This is a genomic window from Membranihabitans maritimus (assembly GCF_021729145.1).
Taxonomy (GTDB): Bacteria; Bacteroidota; Bacteroidia; order Chitinophagales; family Saprospiraceae; genus Membranihabitans; species Membranihabitans maritimus.
This window is the reverse complement of the sequence record NZ_JAJSLW010000011.1, coordinates 181547-203813: the sequence shown is the minus strand read 5'-3', so window position 1 is coordinate 203813 and position 22267 is coordinate 181547. Positions and strand designations below refer to the sequence as shown.

17 protein-coding genes are annotated in these 22267 nt (G+C 36.7%); 4 read left to right on the top strand and 13 right to left on the bottom strand.

Going from position 1 to position 22267, the window contains the following annotated elements:
• Nucleotides 1-3: 3 nt before the first annotated feature.
• Entirely contained in the window at nt 4-705 is a 702-nt protein-coding gene (locus LVD47_RS14755) for a LytR/AlgR family response regulator transcription factor (protein WP_236978146.1), read from the top strand.
• Nucleotides 702-1562, top strand: coding sequence for a fructosamine kinase family protein (locus LVD47_RS14750; RefSeq protein ID WP_236978144.1), 861 nt, complete (start codon nt 702-704; stop codon nt 1560-1562). Before LVD47_RS14755 ends, LVD47_RS14750 begins: the two co-directional genes overlap by 4 nt.
• Here the strand turns inward: LVD47_RS14750 and LVD47_RS14745 are convergent.
• Entirely contained in the window at nt 1552-3924 is a 2373-nt protein-coding gene (locus LVD47_RS14745; RefSeq protein ID WP_236978142.1) for a T9SS type A sorting domain-containing protein, read from the bottom strand. The two genes, LVD47_RS14750 and LVD47_RS14745, sit on opposite strands and share 11 nt — an antisense overlap.
• 94 nt (nt 3925-4018) lie before the next feature.
• Between LVD47_RS14745 and LVD47_RS14740 the strand changes: the two genes are divergently transcribed.
• A complete protein-coding gene (locus tag LVD47_RS14740) occupies nt 4019-5446 on the top strand; it encodes a hypothetical protein (RefSeq protein ID WP_236978135.1) in 1428 nt (475 codons plus the stop codon).
• A 707-nt stretch (nt 5447-6153) separates the two neighbouring features.
• Here the strand turns inward: LVD47_RS14740 and LVD47_RS14735 are convergent.
• The 9 genes from LVD47_RS14735 to LVD47_RS14695 all read right to left on the bottom strand — a co-directional run bounded on the left by LVD47_RS14735 (nt 6154) and on the right by LVD47_RS14695 (nt 16419).
• Entirely contained in the window at nt 6154-7572 is a 1419-nt protein-coding gene (locus tag LVD47_RS14735; protein ID WP_236978133.1) for a glycosyltransferase family 2 protein, read from the bottom strand.
• Entirely contained in the window at nt 7573-8655 is a 1083-nt protein-coding gene (locus LVD47_RS14730) for a hypothetical protein (protein WP_236978124.1), read from the bottom strand. It abuts the gene before it with no gap.
• Between the two features lie 4 nt (nt 8656-8659).
• On the bottom strand, nt 8660-9862 hold the full coding sequence (locus tag LVD47_RS14725) for a YaiO family outer membrane beta-barrel protein (protein WP_236978122.1): 1203 nt from the start codon (nt 9860-9862) through the stop codon (nt 8660-8662).
• A complete protein-coding gene (locus tag LVD47_RS14720; RefSeq protein ID WP_236978120.1) occupies nt 9859-10230 on the bottom strand; it encodes a response regulator transcription factor in 372 nt (123 codons plus the stop codon). Before LVD47_RS14720 ends, LVD47_RS14725 begins: the two co-directional genes overlap by 4 nt.
• A 105-nt stretch (nt 10231-10335) precedes the next feature.
• On the bottom strand, nt 10336-12915 hold the full coding sequence (locus tag LVD47_RS14715) for a response regulator (RefSeq protein ID WP_236978118.1): 2580 nt from the start codon (nt 12913-12915) through the stop codon (nt 10336-10338).
• Between the two features lie 109 nt (nt 12916-13024).
• Nucleotides 13025-13480 (bottom strand): hypothetical protein, encoded by a 456-nt coding sequence (locus LVD47_RS14710; protein ID WP_236978116.1) that lies wholly within the window; start codon nt 13478-13480, stop codon nt 13025-13027.
• Between the two features lie 202 nt (nt 13481-13682).
• The gene (locus LVD47_RS14705) at nt 13683-14171 is read right to left on the bottom strand and encodes a hypothetical protein (protein WP_236978114.1); all 489 of its coding nucleotides are present in this window, start codon (nt 14169-14171) and stop codon (nt 13683-13685) included.
• A 12-nt stretch (nt 14172-14183) separates the two neighbouring features.
• A complete protein-coding gene (locus LVD47_RS14700) occupies nt 14184-14954 on the bottom strand; it encodes a (Fe-S)-binding protein (RefSeq protein ID WP_236978112.1) in 771 nt (256 codons plus the stop codon).
• 139 nt (nt 14955-15093) lie between these two features.
• Nucleotides 15094-16419, bottom strand: a complete 1326-nt coding sequence (locus LVD47_RS14695; protein WP_236978110.1) for a 4Fe-4S dicluster domain-containing protein — start codon at nt 16417-16419, stop codon at nt 15094-15096.
• A gap of 535 nt (nt 16420-16954) precedes the next feature.
• Here LVD47_RS14695 and LVD47_RS14690 point away from each other — a divergent pair.
• Entirely contained in the window at nt 16955-17449 is a 495-nt protein-coding gene (locus LVD47_RS14690; RefSeq protein ID WP_236978108.1) for a phosphoribosyltransferase family protein, read from the top strand.
• Here the strand turns inward: LVD47_RS14690 and LVD47_RS14685 are convergent.
• The 3 genes from LVD47_RS14685 to ctlX form a co-directional block, all read right to left on the bottom strand.
• Entirely contained in the window at nt 17446-18300 is an 855-nt protein-coding gene (locus LVD47_RS14685) for a patatin-like phospholipase family protein (protein WP_236978106.1), read from the bottom strand. The two genes, LVD47_RS14690 and LVD47_RS14685, sit on opposite strands and share 4 nt — an antisense overlap.
• A 231-nt stretch (nt 18301-18531) precedes the next feature.
• Nucleotides 18532-21162, bottom strand: a complete 2631-nt coding sequence (locus LVD47_RS14680) for a TonB-dependent receptor (RefSeq protein ID WP_236978104.1) — start codon at nt 21160-21162, stop codon at nt 18532-18534.
• Between the two features lie 197 nt (nt 21163-21359).
• A complete protein-coding gene (gene ctlX, locus LVD47_RS14675) occupies nt 21360-22265 on the bottom strand; it encodes a citrulline utilization hydrolase CtlX (protein WP_236978097.1) in 906 nt (301 codons plus the stop codon).
• Nucleotides 22266-22267: the final 2 nt, after the last annotated feature.

Below are 22267 nucleotides of genomic sequence, written 5' to 3'. Positions count from 1 at the left end.
ACGATGATAAAGACCTTAATAGTTGACGATGAACCCCTGGCACAAGAAATTCTGGAAACATATCTCAAATCCTACGAAGATTTTGAATTAACAGGGGTATCAAGCAATGCATTGGAAGCAAATAAAATGCTTAAAGAAAATGATATTGATGTCATGTTTCTGGACATTCAAATGCCACAACTCAATGGTATTGATTTTTTAAAAATCCTGGAAAATCCCCCCCTGGTTGTCTTTACAACTGCATTTAAAGAATATGCACTGGAAGGATTTGAATTAGAAGCAGTTGACTACTTGCTCAAACCAATCTCCAAAGAGCGCTTTGACAAAGCAATTGAAAAGGTAAGGCACGACCTGGGACGAAATGCCGAAGCATTTGAAGATAGTATTTTCGTAAAATCAGATAAAAAATTACACCGGCTTTACTATGATGAAATTTTTTATATTGAAGGACTGAAGGATTACGTAATTATTAAGACCGAAACGTCCAAAATTGTCACTTTACAGACGATGAAAAGCCTTGAAGAGAAATTGTCAAACAACAATTTTAAACGGATCCATCGCTCTTACATCGTAAACCTGGATAAAATTAAATCCGTAGTGGGGAACAACCTCGAAATACTTATCAAGGGAGAAAAGGTAAAACTTCCTATAGGCAAAAACTATAAAGATAATTTACTCGACATAGTAAACTCCAGAAGGCTTTGATCGAAAATAGGGTTCAAACGTTACTTGAAAAATATGAAATAGCACTTAATAGCATGCGGCCGGTATCCGGGGGTGACATTAATGACAGCTACCAAATTCACACTCATTCCGGAGAGACCTGGTTTCTTAAATTAAACCGTAAAAATGCTCCAAAAGAAATAATTACGACCGAATACGAAAGTTTAATTTTATTGAAGAAATATGGAGTAAAAAATATCCCCGGATCATTCACACTATTGGAAAACAAGACCACCGCCGGCCTTCTGATCGAATATTACGAAAGTTCTCCAACCAATAATAACTGGGACCAATTCTTTAGCGACCTTGCAAACATGCACAAAACTTCCGGTGAACAGTTCGGAGGCAAAAACAATTATATAGGCCGGCTTCCACAAAAAAATACTGAACACCACTCATGGAAAGATTTTTACATCACCTGCCGGTTGGAGCCCCAGATTCAAACAGCAATAGATCAGAAAAGGCTCTCTCTCTCGGTAATATCAAAAGTAAATTCCTTATTCCATCGTATTAAGGATACCTGTCCTGAAGAAAAACCGTCATTAATACATGGAGATTTGTGGGGTGGAAATATATTAATTACACAAAAGAAAACACTTTTGATAGATCCTTGTGCCCACTTTGGTCACAGGGAAATGGATTTTGCCATGATGGATCTGTTCGGAGGATTTCCACCTGTATCGTCACAAACTAGCTATAATGATATTTATCCTATTGAACCCGGATTTGATTTACGAAAAGAAATGTATCAATTGTACTATTTGCTAGTCCATCTCAATATTTTCGGACTAGGTTATTTGTCACGAGTTGAACAAATAATACATAAGTTTAGCGTATAAGAGTACATCGGTTCCTGATCTTTTCTCCTCCTGCACAAATCTCCACTACGTATATCCCCTGGGGAATATCATCAACCGGAAGATCAATAATACCTTTCGAATTATTGAGGTTATTTTCCTGTGTTTTCACTAATTGTCCTTCAATAGAGTAAACATTAATTCGATCTACTTCTCCAATCCCAGAAGATGGATCTATCATAATAAAATTAACAGCAGGGTTAGGATATATTTTCATAGAAGGAATTTCACCTGCAATAGCAGAATCAGCATCCTCTTCCTCCGAGAGGATGACCGTTTGATTTGGTAAATAATAATCTCCTTGCCCCGAATGAATCTTTATATTATTGAGGTTAACAACAGTACCTCTGTCCTTTGACCTTATAGTGGTAAATCCTTCGATTTCATCCTCTACGATAATTCTTAGTTTAAGAACAAGTCCAAAACCGGTTTTCCCCAATGTACGTACCCTGTATTGGCCCACGTGAACCTTATTTCCTTCACCAGGTGTTTCAAGTTCCATTGTGGGTTGATGAGATTTCAACCATGTTGAATGGTCACTGGCAACTTTTATATCTTCACCACTTATATTGTCTTCGTACTCGACATCAAGAGACATTCCATTGACGTCCTCCAGGGGATGCTCTTCATCACCCGCATAAATTTCCAATACGATCTCATTACGTCCGGTAGAGACTGATTTTGTTTCTACCCAAATCGGGGTTTCCAATTGAGTTACTGGATTGGAAAACAATCCGTGCACCTTTCCGTAATTATAGGGGATGGCCTGAATATCCAATTCAGAAATAATTCCATCACCATTGGCGTCAAAATGATTTAATTTTTTGTCTTCAAAATTATTCCATGATTGATTATACTGAGGCTTCCATATTAGACCTCCATTTCTTTGTGCGCCCTTCTCCCCAATATATTTCGCGATGTTTTCAATATCACTAAGATTCACTACTCCATTTAAATCAGTATCTCCTGGCCACACACAATCCGTGCAAGTATTTGAATAAGCAGTAGAAGATTCTTCAAAATTTATGAAATGATAACTTTCAAAAATTTCTCCATAACTGTTTTCGTATGAATAGCGAATTTTGATCCGATCTTCACCCTGAAAACCTCCATCAGGGGTATATACTATTTCCTTTCCATTTTCAGAGGTGCTGGCTGTACCAAAATCTCCATTCTCCACGATTTCAAACTCAAAATCTCTGTTAGGAGAATAAAAAGGAATGATTGTTTCCTCATCTTTGTCAATATATAGTGTAAACTCATCCTTTGCGGGTCGAAAATCATTTACATAAACCTTTACCCTGGCAGTATCACAACGTACATTTGAGCAAGTAATATATTGGAAAAAGGATATTCCCCTAAAACTTCTTTCAGGGATAATCTTCACTCTCCCTGAACCATACCTGCTAACTGAAATTCCTGTATTCACTTCCCCGATAGCATAGATATTATTCCAAAGGTCGTTTTCACCAATATCAACTATCACTTCTTTATCAGGGTGGATAAATACATAATCACTATTATTAAAATTATTATTCACCCAATAATTTTGTAATAAAAATTGATATACTACAGAGGATCCGGATTGATTGGATAGTACAACCTCCTGAAATCCTGGCTCAGATTGATCTAAATAAAGCACCATCTCCTCACCTTGAATAAAACTACTGTCTATAGTAGTCTGCTGAATTTCATAATCATCCCCGGGAATGGGAAGCGAAAGCAATTTCTCTTCCACACTGGAAAAAATTAAAGTATCTGCATTTGCCGAAGGATCAAGAACATAAATTGACACTTTACCTTCATCACAATTGCCAAAGTCATCGCAGACTGTATAATACAAATATTGCAAACCTTCATTTAGCCCATTGACCCGAATATTATTATTTTCAATCGACGCCCTTACGCCTTCGTGAAAGGGAATATTTTCAATTTCAATTTCATCTGAATATGATTGATCATTAAGTAAAACCGGTAAAATCAGACTTTGACCTGCATATGCGATGTACGTATCATTCCCGGCAGTGACAAACTGGTTTTTAAAAGCATACGATTGTAATTGACCATTAGTAAAAATAACTGCCGTATCGTATTCCGCTACTCCTAAATTATCGTATGAGAAGGTGTAACTACCTTCGGTTTCAACTAACTCAATATCTCCGAATTTAGGAGATTTAATTACCCTTGGGGAATCATCACCGGATAATTCCGTACTCCATATTGTATTAACCAGAATTTTTTCAGACTTGTAATAAGGCAATTTATCCTGTGCATAAATATTAATCGACAGCAATAATCCAAAAAAAAGGAAGAAGAGTGATGTCGGGGTATATCCTCTGTTCATAGTCGATATGTTTACAGAATTTGATGCAATATACAAATATTAGTAGTATTATTAATATTTTCATTTTATACTTTCGGTATTTACAAATGTTAAAATGGAGAACACCAAAATCTACAAGTTACTAAGAGAAACACCTGCACAAGACCTGGAAAAAATAGAATCCTTTCTAAATAGTGGCTTTAGTACGCAAAGTATTACTATAAGGAAATTTTTTCGCCTGATTAAAAAGTCAATAACAAAAGGCAAAAATGCACCGGATCGACATGTAATTTGGAAATCGCTTTATAATTCCAGACCTTTTAAAGATGGTACATTCAGAAAACTATGTACAGACTTGCTCACAGAAATTGAATCCGCGCTAGCTCACCTTTACTTTGAAGAAAACGACAAAGCGCAAGCCGTTCATTATCTTCATTATCTCAAATCAAACGAATTAGGAGATACTTTCTTCTTTAAAGAAATTACTAAAATCAAGAATCAATTCAAGAAAAGGAGAAAATCTTCCGGATCCTTCTATTATTACCAATATCGGTTGGAAGAATTGGAATACAACAGTAAAAATTTATCAGGGTCAGCATGGAATATTGCCAACATTGAAAACATAGACCAAAACCTCAATAACTTTTTCATCATCGAAAAATTGCGGGTGGCCCTAAGTTATTTTTCCCGGCAAAAATACATTCAAATTGAAAAAGAATTACCATTTCTCCATACCATATTTGATCTTGTGGAAGAAAATAAATTTTTCAATAATTTTCTTATCGAATTGTATTATTACGCCGTAAAAACCTATGAACCTAATGATGGTGATTCTCATTACTACAACCTCAAACAGGCTCTTCTTCAGAATTTTGCATCTATCGATATCCAAAATTCGCGGGAATTATTTACTATTGCCCTATCCTATTGTATTGGAAAAATAAATCAAAATATACAGGAATTTTATCGTGAAACATTTGAATGGTATCAGACAATGCTTAGAGAAAAAGTATTGTTTCAAAAAGGACAGCTACCTTCAACTACATTCAGGAATATTGTATTGATATCAATTCGCCTAAAAGAATATGAATGGGCTAATCAATTTATCGATGAAAATTCTAATTACCTGGAAAAGGATAAAAGGGAATCTACCAAAATGTTGAGCCTTGGCCAACTGTATTTCAACACCAGGGATTACAGTAAGGTTATTGAAAGCCTCATGAACGTTGACTACCTTGATGTTTCATACAATCTACAATCCAAGTTAATCCTGGCAGCTACCTATTACGAAATTGGAGAACTGGATTTGTTATCCAATTTTTTGGCCACCTTCAATACGTATATCCGTAGAAAAAAACCTTCCATGTCTTCCGACAAATATCATCGCCATCAACGATTTATCTCCATCCTCAACCAAATGATAAAAACCCGGGAAACGGATCGAGAAAAATGGTCAGAAATTCATAAAAAAATGAAAGAAAATAACAGGATTGTTTCCTATTCCTGGCTCCTTGAAAAAGTAACTGAAAAAATTAAGAACTAATCATCTGGATCTGACCAAAATTTTAGGGTTCAGGGTCATCAAAAGACTACTATTTAACGTTTACCATGTTAATTAGTGGAGCACACAAATACCCAATCGCGCTCATAAGAATGTGACATTACCGAAGACAATTTTCTCCTCTTAAAGCTTTTGAAGCTTTCCAATTTTCCACACCTGCAGCAATTTTTGCCCCAAAAAGTGGTCTATATTTTTGTTAATCGAACAATAGCTCTGAACCCAATATAATTCCAAATAGACTATAAAATGCAAATTGAATGTTTTTCCTGCGATTGCTTTGTTAAAAAGCCTTGTTGTAGCCCTCCTATGACTATGTTCTTGTCTCTCTCTCAGAAAATCCAAATCAAATTTATGCTGCTCCCTACAATCTATTTAGTATAAGTTGTGTTTGATTAATAATAAAATTCAGAGAACTTGAGAACAGGCATTGCGTCGTAAAAGGGGCGAATACATAGTGGACTATTAAGAGTTTCTTTTAGGAAGAAGAAGATCGCTGATTTCATGTGGTAAGCACACCCATCTTCTCAAGCCTGGATCGAAAAGGGGAAACTACTGCGTTACCGCCCTTTGCATTATCCCGGTAAAGTTTCAAAAAGCTACCTTGTATACAGCCCTTTCGCTTTCTCTGAATCAATAAGTATTCGTCGTCGAACTCAGGTATAATAAGTAATCTAAGGTAGGGGAATAGATTATCCATTTTTCGCAATTCCCCTTCTCGTCATTGTCCCCCAGGATTTTTTACCTGAAAAATAGTCGATATTTCCTTTCAAAGCACTCCATACCAAAAAGGGATGGTAAATAAAAGGTTCGAGGAAAGCTGCCAGGATCAGTCTCCATTGGTCCCCCCTATCTTTGTATTGCATGTAAGTCCGTTGATCCGTCCACAAAGCATACATAGAAATCATTACAGCAAATGAATAAACCAAGATAATTGTAAGGATAAGAAATTTTACATTTACATATCCTAATACCAAAAGCAAAATCGTAATAATGATGCCAAGGAATTCAATTATTGGTGCTAACCATTCAAAAAATAGCCAATAAGGAAAACTCACCATACCAGTAAACCTATATCGGGGATTAAAGAGCATTTTCCTGTGAAATTTTAGGGTATCCATAGTTCCCCTCGTCCACCTGTTTCGCTGCCTTCCCAAAATTTTCCATGAAGAAGGTGCCTCTGTCCAACACAACGGGTCAGGGATAAACTTTACAGCATAAGGAATCCTTTTCTCCTCCATAATTCTCCGCATCCTCACTACAAGCTCCATGTCCTCACCTACGGTATCATGCCGGTAACCTCCAGCCTCGATTGCCAACTTTCTATTAAATAAGCCAAAAGCTCCGGATATCAGCAATAGGCCATTGACCCTTGCCCATCCCATCCTGCCTAATAAAAAGGATCGCATATATTCCAATACCTGCCATCGGCAAATCCAGGAATTCGGCAAACGTACTTTTTGAAGCCTACCTCCCTTGAAAACACAATCATTAGCGATACGAATCACTCCTCCGGTAGCAATAATTTTTTTTGACCTTTCCCGTATAAATGGTATGACCATTTTGATTATAGAATTCGGTTCCAAAATACAATCCACATCAATACACGCAAAAAGTTTCCCTGAAGAAACATTAATTCCTGCATTTAAGGCGTCAGACTTACCCCCATTTTCTTTATCCACTACGACCAAACTGCTAAAAGAAGGATGAACGGATCTATATACACCTTTAATTTTTTTGCAAGAGACATATTCGTATGGGTAAAAACTGGTTTTTTCAAGCTTATAGGCTTCAATAAGCAAATCCATGCTATTGTCTTTGCTTCCGTCATTAATGATCACTAATTCCATATCCGTATATTGCAGAGACAACAACGATCGAACATTAGCTACAATATTTAAAGCTTCATTATAGGCCGGAGCTAATATGGATACCCTTGGAACAATAGGAGAAGAAAGCATAAGGTTGGACTTCACATATCCAAAAGCATGGATATACTTTCTAATTTCCATATAAGACAATAATGCAAGAATCAAATATGATAACATTATCCCAAAAGCAAATACAATAAAAAAAGTGATGATTATATTTAATACTAAAAAATCAGTCATTTAATTAATGTAATTTTTCTCATCATTAATATGCTCTATGAGCTTAACATCGATGTACCTTCCATGCGTATATTTGAAAAGATCTCTACCAGCTATTTTTAATGCCCTAAGTGCAACTAACTGAGTGGGGATATAATCAGCTTGTATAAATCTTTCTATGATCTCAACCGCTTCCAAACTCCCATCAAGACCCAATAATTCCAATACAGAATTTTTAATATCCGAATCATCGATTTTCATTAATTCTTCAGCTATTTCATGAAATTCAAAGGGATATAAAAATTTCAGGGCTTTTAATCCCTCTAAAATAATAGGCTTTTCTCTTCTTTCAGTGATTATACTTTTTATCTGTTCTACTGACTCAAAATCATTAAATAAATAACATAAACGTATTCCAAAAACCACCATAGAGGGATGTCTGGACGATAACCACTCTTTTCCATTCAACACATTACCAATCCTTTCCCTTTTCAATTTCTCTAATATCAATACCTGGTCCCAATCCGAAACCCGTGAAAAGTTTCTGTGTATCCATCGAAAATCATTGAGTTGTAACAGCGCAGCCCTGATTTCACTACGAAGCAGTTTTCGATTTGTAATTTGTAGCTTAGTTAATGCTGAAAATGCTTCATCCACTTTAAATTTTCCCGCTAGCTTGGCACCTTTCACCTTTTTATCCCATGATCTGGATTTTAACAACTTAACAGTAGCATCATGCAATTTTAATTGATAAAATAAGTCCCTAAACAACGTTCTATTTTCCCCTTTGAAGTGATCGGTAGTATCCAGGAAAAAGTCTAATAATAATCTTTTCTTTTCACGACTATTAATTTGTGCTTCAATTTTCTTTTCTGTTTCCTTAATATCAAGCCCTTCACTTAAATATTCAGCTACCAAATCACTTATCCCATTGCGCAAATTTTGCAAAATGACCGTACGCTTTTTCAACCTGTACCCGTAGTAAAACATATGCAAAACCAGGCCCAAACTCACTAAAGAAAAGAATAGGAAAGAAGTTACAAAAACCAGGGTCAAACTATCTAAACCATACATTTCCAAACGATCCTGCCACTTTTCAACCATAGATTTAAAATTGATACAAATACCCTGCTTGTAAAGAAATCCTATTTGAAAAGGGAAGATCTGCTGCTCTTTTTTCCCGGGCATACTCCCCTGAAATCGATATAAAATGGCGATCTTTAACAGGAAATTGATACCTTGTTCCCAGCCAGTAAGAAATACCCGAGACCCGATTCTCAAGACTATACCGCTGGGGAAGATATGATCCGACCCCTGCATTAAATTTTATATGATGCCAATTTGATGAAAGATATCGAGTAGACTCTGCAGAAACTGAAAAGTTATTGGAATTACCCTCGTTTACAACATAAGCCCCGCGCCCACGAAACATCCAATCCCCATTGTATTGTGTCAGAGTTGGTGTAAATACCACGGAGCGAATATTACGAAAATCAAAGTACCGAATTCCCATGCTTGATTCCCATCCATGGGTAAATGCCCAATTCACATCAACACCCATTTTATATTTTGGGAAAAGAATTGAATTAGAATAACTAATACCCAGGAACAAATAGATCTCAGAGGTAATTAAAGGATAAGCCTCTAATTCCCATTGTATTCCTGCGTTATTAAATTGATTAGCATACACCACCCTCCCAAGGTATTGAGACCCTTTATGTCCAATTCCCGCCTCTACCTGCCCGAAATAGCGGTCAGAAACAGCAGGTAAAATATCAATGTTACCTAATAGGCTCAAATAGTTTCGAGAAAGCCGGTTTCTCAGTTGCCTTTTTAACTCAATGGCTCTTTCCAGGTTCCATTCCTTAGCATTTAGCAAGTCATAACCATCCTGAACCTGATTATCCATTAGTTTCGAAAAAACCTTGTACAATTGAATGGTTTCGTCCTCAGGATAAATGACTAATGCCTGCTGAACCCTTTCTTGCAGTCCGGAAGAATTATCTTGCCAAAATTTTAAACTACAATACAATCTCCACCATTCGATAGACCTCTGTTTATCAGGTATTTTCTGTAATAGACTATCTGCCTGTAAAAACTTCCTTTCCCATCCCTGGATCCTTGCCAGATACAAAGTAGCGTCCGTATATTCGGGGTCCAAACTCAAAAGATCTTCAAGCAATTGAGAGGCTTTTTTCAAGTCCCCTCTAATGGCCATTTCTCTGGCACTCAGGAACATACTATCTACAGATTGCCCCTTTACCATTGCAACAAGAACAGTCAAAAGTAAGGTGTAAATAATTCTTCTCAAGATTTTAGAATTAACTTTTTAATTCTCACTACAATTTCATTGGGAGAAAATGGTTTTGTTATATAGTCCGAAGCCCCCATATTAAAGGCATCGAGCACTATATTTTCCTGACCTGCTGCGGAAAGTACAATTACCGGAATTTCGGACTCCTTTTTTTTGACAAACTCCAAAACCTCCAGCCCATTTCTAAAAGGCATCATCAGATCGGTAACGACTATATCGGGATCACTTGATTCAAGCATTTCAATAGCTTGTTGACCGTCTTCGGCCGTTAAGACATTGAAACCCTCTTTCTCTAATTTCAATTGTAATGTCCTTCGAATAATCCTCTCATCTTCTGCAATTAATACTAATTCTTGATTCTTCATTATATACCGGGTCTTTATAGGATTAAGACAAATTTCCCGGGCTTAGCTGAGAACTAAGTTAGTAAAATACTTTATCTCCTGACAATTAACCGAAAGATTTGTAATTTATCCTTCATGAATTCGAATGGATATTTCATTGAGATGTCTTTCTATTCTTCTGCCCAGCATTGATATATAACCTATATTGACCAGGGAAATCATTCCTGTTTCTTCAATTCTTTTTTCAATTTCACCTAGATCCCTGCCAATTTGTGCCAGTCCAATTGAAAGAACAGATGATCGAAATTTATGGACAGTTTTACGCATACCCTCCGGGTCTTCATTGAATACTTTGCTTTCCATCGTTTTTAAATACTGTGGGTAGTCCTCTAAAAACATGGCCTTTATTTCCGAAAAAATATCAGGATTCTCTTTATAATCATCTATTACTTCCTGGTTAAACATTCCATTGGAATCAGTAGTTTTCACTTCCTGGGTTGTTAAATTTTCAGCATCCAGAAACCTTGCAACCATTTGAAGCATCGCTCTTTCTCTAATTGGTTTTGATAAATATTCGTTCATTCCAATTTCCAGGCATTTTCCTCTTTCCCCACTCATTGCATGTGCAGTCATAGCAATAATTGGAATTGTTTTTCCTCTTTTTCTCAATTCTAATGTAGTCTCATACCCATTTTTTTCAGGCATTTGTATATCCATAAATATCAAATCATAATCATGTTCTTCCACCATTTCAAGTGCCTCTACCCCATTATATGCCAATTCGCCCTGTAATCCATTTTTATTGAGGTAGGCAATCATCAGTTTTTGATTTATTATATTATCTTCTACAACTAATATTTTCCCGTCATGTTTGCTATTTGGATTGAAGGTTTTTTCTACAATTTTGCCTTTTTTCTTATTGGTCTTATCTGAAAGGACCTGAACCGGAATTTCCACTAGAAACCGTGTACCCTGCCCGAGGGTACTTTCTACTTTGATATTACCACCCAATAAATTAATTAATTGCTTTACAATACTTAAACCTAAGCCTGTACCGCCAAATTTTCTTGATATATCTTCAGAAGCCTGTGAAAATCGGTCAAATATAAAAGGTAATCGGTCCTGCTTGATTCCAATCCCCGTATCGATTATCTCGAAAAAAATTGAAGTATGATTTTTTACCTGTCCACCGGCATATGCGCTTACAGTAACCCGTCCTTTATCTGTAAACTTCACAGCGTTTCCACACAGATTATTCAGAATTTGTGTAAGACGCAATGGATCACTCTTTATTACTTTTGGTATGTTTGGATCAATATTAAGGTTGAAATCGATTCCCTTAGAGTTGGACTTCTGTATCATAGGAACAGATACTGATTCGATCAGACCGCCCAGCTCTACGGGGATTTTTTCAATTTTCATTTCCCCGGATTCGATCTTAGAAAGATCCAGGAGGTCATTTATAATCAGTAATAGGTTTTCCCCTGATTGAATAATCGAATCTAACTGATCTGCTTTTTCAATATCTCCCTCATTTTGTCTTAGCAAGTACGAAAATCCTAATATTGCATTCAAAGGCGTACGGATTTCATGACTTATATTCGATAAAAACAGATCTCTTGTTAATACCGATTGTTCTGCATCTAACCTTGCTTTCTTTAATTCCGCTTCTATTTTTTTTTGAGCGGTTATATCTTTACATACTGAAATCGCATATTCTACTTTTCCATCATTTGAAAAAATAGGAACAGCTCCAACATCTAAAATTAATGTAGTATCATCCCTTTTTAGGAATACTTCTTTAAAGGATGAATTTTTCCCTTTTAGGGCAGTAGCAATTGGAAGTGATTTAAGGTCTATTCTATTATCACTCCTATCAAGTAATTCGATATCCTTCAATAATTGCTCAACCCTTTCAGGTATAGATTCTAAGTTAAAATATTTCCTTGCCGAATTATTAAAAAATTCTAATCGACCAGACGACTCAACAACCATTACACCAATAGGAATAGAATCTAAAAACTCCCTGAGTTTTGCATTCGCATTCGAGATTTGCATTCTATTTTTTTCTATTACTGTAATTTGTCTGATCAGGAAAAACAAACATAATAGAATAACTAAAATTGAAATAATATCCGCCACAATCGAAATTCCCAATGCCATGTCTTGTCGTTCCTCTGCTTCCAGAGAACGTAAAGCAAGGAGCTCTTTTTCCATACTAATAATCTCATTGCTAACTTTTCTTATTCTTTGAGTAATATCTACACCTTGCTCTAATCTGGCAAGATTATTATCACTGGAATAGGAAGGTCTACTCGACATCGAAAGAGTTTCCTTTTCAAATTGAATTTTCTGCTGGCACAATTGTTCCAATTGTAAGGTCCGATCTTCTTGTACAGGATTATCACTTACCAGGAATTGTAAGGAGTCTAACAATACCTGCAATTCACTCCCTATGGTATCAATTAATAATTTACTACTGGTTATAGGTTGTATAGAAAATCCCCTTTGTTCCGATTCCAGCTGATACACTTTGTTCTTAATTAGCACCGTGGTTTCGAGAACTTCATGTGTATGCGTGACCCATTGGCTGTATTCATCTGCTTTAAATTGCCGATTATTGGCATAAAAATGAATTCCTACAACGGCTGCTAGTGAAATCAATACAATGATTACTAAGTGTGATCTGGAAAGATATGTACCCATTAATCGGCTTTAAACACTATTAAAACTAGGGGATAGCTTTTAATTAATATACGTAATATATTAAAGAATATTTTCTAAATCACAAGTTTGGAATAATAAAATTACTCTACTAAGATATTAAATTAATGTCCTTTTTAAGCAAAGGGCTTATAGCCATACCTTTTACATCCGCTTCTACTTCAATTCTAAAGACAGACTTCACACCCCGGACCCATTTGGCCGTTTTTATTAATCCTTTGAAAATAAGATTTTTACTTTCCCAGCGATCCATATCAGATTGCAGAACTTTAAAAGGAAGGGCAAATTCAATTTCTGTAGGTTCTTCGGCTTTTATCGTAAACTTGCCCACAACCTCGGATTCTCCCAGTAAATATTCATTAATTAACTTTCCTCCTCTTCGCCCTCTCATAAACCGTTCGACAATTCTCAATCGAATTGATTCAACTTCACTATCCTGGCGACTCTCAAAAATCAATTTTCCATCGACTCGTTTTTTCTCCATGGAGATCTTTTCCGGAACCTCAATCGTTATTTTAACACCTTCAATTCCTAGCCACTTTTTCACTTTTTTCAACATAACTTTATTCTTGTTAATGATAGCCAATTATCGAAATCAACTGTTGATGGAACGGAAATGAGAAAACAATTAGTTCCCTTTTGTCAAAAATCTAGACAAAACTCCAAAATACTTAGACAGTAATACTTCCCTCAGCCCTTTGGAGGCATCCAAAAAGTAAAATACATTCTAAGTTCAAACGCAATATTGGTTAAAGAAATTTTGTCTGCCAACTATTTATGAGGGGTTTCAGACGATCGGTTTTCCACTTCCCTTTGTCTGTTACTAATGTATCATAAAAAAGAGTTTCATCTTCAATTACACCCTTTTTATACAGCTTAGGTAAATCCTGTGCCCCTACCAATTGAGGGTTACCTTCTGTATCACGATAAGAAAAAGTCATGCGATCAAAAAAGTCAATATTCAACCGGCTGCCAATTTCACGAATAAAATGCACAGACTGATCGATTGAGCACCCACTGGCCAATTGCCTGTCTTCATCAACAGCTAGGACAATAAAAAGACTGTCATCCAACCATGCTTCAGCCGCTAAAGGTTTTCCATGTGTATTCCATTGGGACAAGAACCTCTCTAATTTTTTCGAAATACACTGCACTTCTTGTTCATTCAAGATTCGATCGGCCTGATACACCCAAATCCTTGCTGAATTCTTTAGAACATCTACACTTACCGCTTCCATCAGATAATTAAATTATGTTTTATCCTGCAAAATTAATTCACTTATATCAAATACCATTACTTTCTCATCTTTTTCTTTCAGTCCATCCCCTAGCATCGTCAGACAAAAAGGGCAATTAACTGCCACAATTTCGGCTCCAGTACCTAATGCTTCATCCGCCCTCTCTGCATTTATTCTCTTGTCTCCTGGTTCATCTTCTTTGAACATCTGTGCACCACCGGCACCACAACACAGTCCACAATTACGTGATCTCTGCATTTCAACAATTTCATTGTCTAAATGTTCGAGTACATCTCTCGGGGCTTCATATATATTATTCGCTCTCCCCAAATAACATGAATCATGATAGGTTATTTTTTTACCCTTGAAAACATCTCCTCGTACTTTTATCCTACCTTCTTCTAATAATTTTTTAAGAAGTTGCGAATGGTGAATGACTTCGTAGTGCCCCCCCAATTCAGGGTATTCATTTTTTAATGTATTGAAACAATGAGGACAAGTAGTCACAATCTTCTGTACACCATATCCATTAAGGGTCTGAATATTTTGAAGGGCTAACATCTGAAACACAAATTCATTCCCGGCCCGCCTTGCAGGATCACCTGTGCACATTTCCTCATTACCCAGAATAGCAAAAGGAATCGCTGCTTCATCCAAAATCTCTACCAATTTTTTGCTAATTTTCTGTGACCGGCTGTCAAAACTACCAGCACATCCGACCCAAAATAATAATTCTGGTGTTACACCCTCACTTTGCAATTCTGCAAATGTTTTAACTTTCATGGTTTTCAAATTTTTCTATTTGCAATCCCTCCATTCCCACCGGAACAGGCACCTATATTGTAATTCCTTCCGGAGATGTGTCTTTTTTCCATAGTAATGTCCTTTCAATAACAACTAACTCCCCACTCCCGATCCTCAATTACTTACTCCAAGCATCCCTTTCTTCCGGCACCTGCCACACTGCCCCCGTATTTTCCAAACTATTGAACATTGGCATCCAATCCCCCGGACCCGAAGACTCTGTTAATATTTCATATCTCCTCATTTGCAGTATAATATCTAATGGATTAATAAGTACAGGGCATGCTTCCACACAAGCATTACAAGTAGTACATGCATGCAATTCTTCTCGCGTAATACGGTCAAATAAAGTCTTTCCGTCATCAAATTCTGCCAGGCTTACATTACTTTTGTTTTGGTCCAAAGTCTTTCCTATTTCTTCGGCCCTGTCTCTCACATCCATCATAATTTTTCGGGGAGATAGTTTTTTGCCCGTAATATTTGCCGGACATTCACTTGTACACCGTCCACATTCCGTACAAGCATAAGCATCCATTATATTTTTCCAGGATAGACCGGTCACGTCTTTCGCTCCAAATTCCGGAAGGTCTCCAATTGACTCATCCATTCCGGAATTTTCTTCAGTCAGCCCCAACATGCTCTTCACCTCATTCATAACTTCAGGCATATTTTGAATTTCTCCTTTAGGCTCCAATCGGGCGTACCAGGTATTTGGAAAGGCCAAAAAAATATGTAAATGCTTCGAGATTGGCAAATATAGTATAAATCCAAATACAACCACAATATGCCCCCACCATCCTATTCGCTCCAACATCACTAAGGATTCATAAGACAAATTCCCGAACATAGCCGGGCCCAGCCAATTAGAAACAGGTAATACTCCCGTAGAAGGATAATGTTCGGGATCCATCCCTTGTAAAAGAACATCACTTCCATTCATCGTAAAAATAGCTGCGATCAATAAAAACTCACCTGCCAAAATTATAAGAGCATCTTTAGTCGGCCATCCCTTCATTTCAATACTATGAAACCTCTTTAACTTAAGAATCACTCTCCTAATTACAAACACAATGGTAGCCACTAATGCTAATAATGAAAGAACCTCAATCATTCCAATAATAAACGTATAAAAGCCACCCAAGGGGTTGGCCAAAACACGATGTTTGCCCATTATTCCATCTATTATAATTTCTATAAGCTCCACCTGTGTAAGCAAAAATGCTGTATAAATAAAAAAATGTAATAAAGCCGGAACTATCCTCTTAAACATTTTCTTTTGTCCAAATGCAACAAGTAAAACATTTTTCCATCTTTTACTCTTTTGGTCATTAATTATTTCACTTCTTCCAAGCCGGATATTGCGAAAAACCCTGCCATATAATTTAATAGCCAGAAAAGCAACTGCTATCAATACGATTAAAAAAATTATCTGCCCAATTTCCATCCCAGATTCATATAAAAAACAAAAATAATATATCAAATATGTCAATAATTGTTCAAATTCTCAATCTAAGGACACCAATTTTGAAATAAATTATCCTCATTCTGCAAAAAACAAATACTTTGTCAATCTTGAATTCATCATTTCTTACAGATCAAAAGGTACAATCTACAAGGTTACGTAGACAGATTCGATATAACCCAGGCTCCACGAAAAATTATAGTATCAGCGGGCGCAGATGGGGAATTTAAAAGTAAGCGACCTAAAGCTTTATCGGGATAAAACAAGGTGAGGGAACGAAGTTGGTTTAACTTCTCCATCCAAGATTGAGGATGGGTAGTATGGTTGTAAACACTTGAAAACAGCGATCATTCTCCTTTCGGGAGCTCTAAATAGTCCACTCAGTATTCGCCCCTTTTAGTCAAACCTCCTTATTTTCAAGTGCTGTGAATCCTAAAAATTCTACTAACTCAGGTAATAAGAAAAATAATGAATACTTTAGCAGATGAGATGAAATATCAATTTATATTTTCGCTTTATGGAAATTATCCAACACAGACAAATAAAACAAAAGATCAAGAGGCTGGCTATTCAAATCCTTGAAAACAATTCTGATCGGGACAAGATTTTTCTAATTGGGATAAACAATAATGGGTTTCGTTTTGCTGAATTAATCAAAAAGGAAATGGATCGGCTTACATTAGCGTCGGTAGAATTAGTAAATGTCCGACTTAATGCGGCCAACCCTTTAGCTCAATCCGTTGATCTTTCTGTTAACTATGAAATTTTATCCGGAGAAACACTAATATTAGTAGATGATGTAGCTCACACGGGTCGGACTCTATTTTATGCAACGAAACCTCTTTTGGAAATTCTTCCGGGAAAACTGGAGGCTGCAGTACTCGTTGACCGCACCCATAAACTTTTTCCTATACACGTAGATTACGTAGGGTTATCACTAGCAACAACCTTAAAAGAAAATATTTCTGTTGACCTCGATGATGGCAGAGCTTTTTCGGTAGAACTGGATTAACTTATCCTTTCGTAATAATCAGATTTTTTACTAGCCTGTGTTCCATTATATTTTGATTCAATTCGCAATTGGATGCCTTCAAGGATAGCAGGCAAATCTCGCAGGGTCTTTTGATACCCTAATTCTATCATTTCATCTACTTTGCCAAAATCGAATTTACCATACCGATTAGCCATACCAGTCGGACGTATAATAAAATCACAATCCGGGTAATTCACCACAGTCCGATTGAGTAAAGAAATAGTCAATGTCCGCTCCATAACCCTTTTGAAACCTTTAAAAGATTTTCTTCCTACAAAAACATTTTCGACCACATTACAACCGATTACATAGTCGCATTCCTGCCTCAATCGTTTGGCAGGCATATTATTGGCTACGCCGCCATCTACATATAAGTTACCATTAAGTTCGACAGGTCTAAAAAATACCGGTATTGCACAGGATGCAGACACGGCTTTCGACAAATTCCCCATGGAAAGAGTCTCGTGTTCCCCCGTTTCAAGATTGGTTACACCGACATAGGTTTTTACCGGTAATTCTTCAAGATTTTCGTAAGGACAATAGGCACTAATCCTATTCTCCAGGTAATCCAAAGGTATTAGACCAAGTTTCGGATATTTCCAGCGAACCATTTTGAGAATTTTGCTCCCTCTTGCAAAATCCCGGAACTCCCTTATTGAGGCTCCACCTGCATACAGGACACATGCCATTGCTCCGGCACTGGTTCCATACACAACGTCCGGTTCAATCCCATATTCCCGCAATGCTTTAATTACACCAATATGAGCAATTCCATAAGAAGCACCACCGGAAAAAGTTATTCCTATTGTAAAGTTCTTGGGTAATTTCATCAAAACATAATTTTAGTTCGATAATGCAAATTAATCTAAGCAATTTGACTTGCAGTCAACCTCGTACTTATGAAAACGTTTATCAAATAAAGTTGTTGATACCAATTGCGCTTCTATCCGGGTATTTATCTTTTTTATAACATAAAAATATTTAATTTCTTTTTATTAAAACAAAAAGGGATCTCCTGATAAAGAAATCCCTTTAATTGTATTACTCAATTTTCTTCGCCGTTAGAAAGAATATTTAGCTGATATATTCCAGGTCCTGGTTTTTCCAAACATAACTTCGTTTTCTCTATTCACACCATTCCAGTTTTCAGCATCATTGTTACTGGCAGCGATGGCTGTGTTTGCATATGAAATATATTCTGTGCCCAGTGCATTGAATACATTTGCTCTCAGGTTTAAATACTGACCATTTCCTACAGAAAATGTATAGGATAATCCGAGATCAAGCAAACCATACGAAGGCAACTCCATTGATTCATTCCCTACCCCTAACCGTGAATACAGACTGCTGTAATGATTGTAATCTACATCCAATTTCAGACTTTCAACAATATTGTAATTAACTCCAAGACCAAAAGATGTCTGAGCAGGTCCACCTACTTTTACACCATCAACATTAATCCCTGAATCCTCGTATTGCAGGTTTTGACTATCATCAAAATACTTGCTCGAATTGTTTCCTTCATACGCCCAATCTCCAACTGATAAATATCCCTTGAGGTCAAACCTCGTGAAAATTTCATAAATAAAATCAATTTCGACACCAGTATGCAATTGATTCTGCACAGTATTTCTATAGCCACCATTTGCCAAAACATCTCCATTTGGAAGTTCATCGCCCTGATTGAGGGTTCTGGTTGTAGTTCTGTCTTTCCAGGAAGTTCGATATAAATTCAAGTTAGCAGCAAATTTCTCCGAAGAAAATTTATACCCAGCTTCAAGTCCAAAAATCTTCTCACTTACGGTCAAAGGATTAACGGTATTTGAAAAATTTAGATAAATATTATCGTGATAAGGTTGTCTCAAATAATACCCGGTATTAAAGAAAACCGTATTGTTTTGATCAAAAGAATAAGATAATCCAGTCTTTAAGTTGTACCCCAGATTATTTACTTTTTCAGATTCTTCATTTGCTTCCGTTTGGTTATACAATTCAAACCTAACGTGGGATTGATTGGAAACTGCACCCTGTAGGAATGTCGCTATCTTTTCGTTTGTATATTCCAATTGTCCGAATAACCCGGCGTACGAAATCGTTTCATCATTTGAATAATCAATTTGTTCTTCAATAGGAGCATTATTAAACAAAGATGACCATGGTGCTGCTTTATAGGTATTTGAAACAATATGGTTATTAAATCGCGCATGATCAGACTCATCAAATCCGTTTAATCCCATAAGGTTTACCAGCTGTCGGAAGTGAGATCCGTGGTAAGTCCTCAAATCAGTTCCCAGGCTTAATGTCAAATCACTTCCCAAAAGTGTTTCATATTTTGATACTAAGCCATACCATGCATGGTTATTAACTGATGCCCGGATTCCCGTACCTGTAAAAGATCCACCATTCCCTATTCCGCCATCAATGGATCGATTATACTCCTGAACAGCTGACCAGTTAATATATCCATCTGCCGTCAACGCTTCAGGAAAGTACTGTGGTGAGGGTCCGTTTCCATAAGGTCCGGTTCCTCCACCTCTTCCCCATGAAGCATATGCTACTGTTGCCAGTGAAGATTTATTATTGATATCCCATTCCCAGTTGAGATTGGCTACAGGTTTATGGTAATAATTTCTTCGTATAGATATATATTCACCATTAAGATATCCGAAGTTTGAATTAAATTTTAGATTTATTTCGTCACCTCCCTGATAGTATTCTGAAATAGGTTTGGAAAAGTTTTGGTCGTGCCACTGTGGAGCCCCGGTGATCAAAAAATTAAATTCGTGGTTGTCATTAGGTTTGTATCCGATAGAAGCAAAATAGTTTTGACCTTTCCCTTTTGTACCTTCAGCCCATCCGTCACCTTGCCAATGTGTCAATAATATAGATGCACCCCATTTTCCTTTCAATCCTGTATTGTAGGAAGCAGTTGCTTTCAAATAATTATCGTTACCCATTAAAAACCCTACAGATCCTCCTTCTTCCTGTTCAGTTGATTTCATAATAATATTCACAGTTCCTCCCACAGAAGATATAGCTAGTTTAGAAGATCCTAATCCACGCTGAATTTGTACAGCATTTGCCACATCGGTCATACCTGACCAATTTGACCAATACATATTTCCATCCTCCATACCGTTAATTGGCTGTCCGTTTAACAAAAAGGCAGTATTGGTCTGGTCAAACCCCCTGGTAAAAACCTCTGAATCACCATAGCCACCAGCCTGGTTTGCGACATAAATAGAGGGAGTTGACTTCATCAATTCAGGGAATTCTACATTTCCCCCCTTAGCTTGAATTTCTGCTGTACCTATTGTTGAAACAGCCACTGGTGTTCGCCTATCTCTTACTATATCCATAACTCCGGTAACTACCACTTCCTCCAATCCCATAGCACTGGCATTTAAAGAAATGGTACCTAGGTCAATAGTTCCTGATTGGCCTGTAATATCAACTGACTTGCTTTCAAATCCCACATATGAAATTTGGATAGCTTCCGCTGCTTCTGTCACCTCAATTTCAAATGCCCCATCTATATCAGTTATTGTTCCATTTGAAGTTCCCTTCTCAATTACTGTTGCTCCAATTAATGGATCTCCGGAATTAGCATCTACGACAATTCCTGTAATAGTTTGTGCTCCCAGAAAAAATCCGAGTCCACAAAACAAAGTCATTAGTAACATCTTTTTCATAATCTTTATTTTATAAAATCTAAAATTTGAGTACAAAATTGGGAATTTTAGGCGAAATTGACATTAAGTCAATATTAATTTTTATCAACATAATTATTAACAATCATATATACTTATTTATATATAATGATCAAATTGACAAAAAAATCTAACAGTTTATGAATTATTAAAATTTAGTAGGGCGTGTGTTGGGGTACTTACAAATAATTTTCGGCGATCATACAACGGACACTACCACCTCCTACTGATTCTATTGTGGAAATATCATGCTTAACTATCAGGGCGTGCGCCTCAATTCTACAAATTTGATCCCTTGTCAATGATTCAAACGCCGATGTTGACATAGCCAAAATTCGTTTTCCATTTTTATTCACCAGTGGCAGAACATTTCCCGCAAACGATTCCATTTGAGAATGGTCTATTTCAATAATTTCCTTGCCCGTTTTGTTGAAGTGGTATTTGAGAATTTCCCAATCCCGATAAGGTATTGCTTCGCTATTGATTACGACAAACCTCTCCCCCAGGCCCATTAATACATTTGTATGATAAATCGATATCCTGTTGCGGTCAAGTGCATCGAATAATATGGGTGTAAACCCCATAAGCCTGGCCCACTTAAAAAATAGGATTTCATTCGTTCTTGGACTCCGGTTTCCATAAACAATCCCATTAGCATGATCAATAACCATACTTCCGGTACTTTCCAGAAAGATTCCTAATTGTTCATAATTTTCAAGTGAAATTTTGGTGAGCACTTGATAGGTGTTGGTAAGATTTTCAAGATACTTACTATTTCTTTCTAACCTTCTGGACGGAGAAAACATTGGATAAGTAAATATCGTATTATCAGGATGGGTGCTAAACCAATTATTAAGGAAGACAGCATCATAAGTATTAATATCAGATGCATCTTCTTCCCAAATGTCAATATGTATTCCAGCTTCTTGCAGGGTCCCGACAAGCCCGTCAAACTCTGTCAATGCCTGGCTTTTTATCTGCTGCTTAGTACCATCTGGCCTTTCTTGAAATGCATTAGTAATTGCTGTTTCGGGATTATATCCAAAATTGGAAGGACGAAGCATTATAATTTTTTCCGCCAGCATAT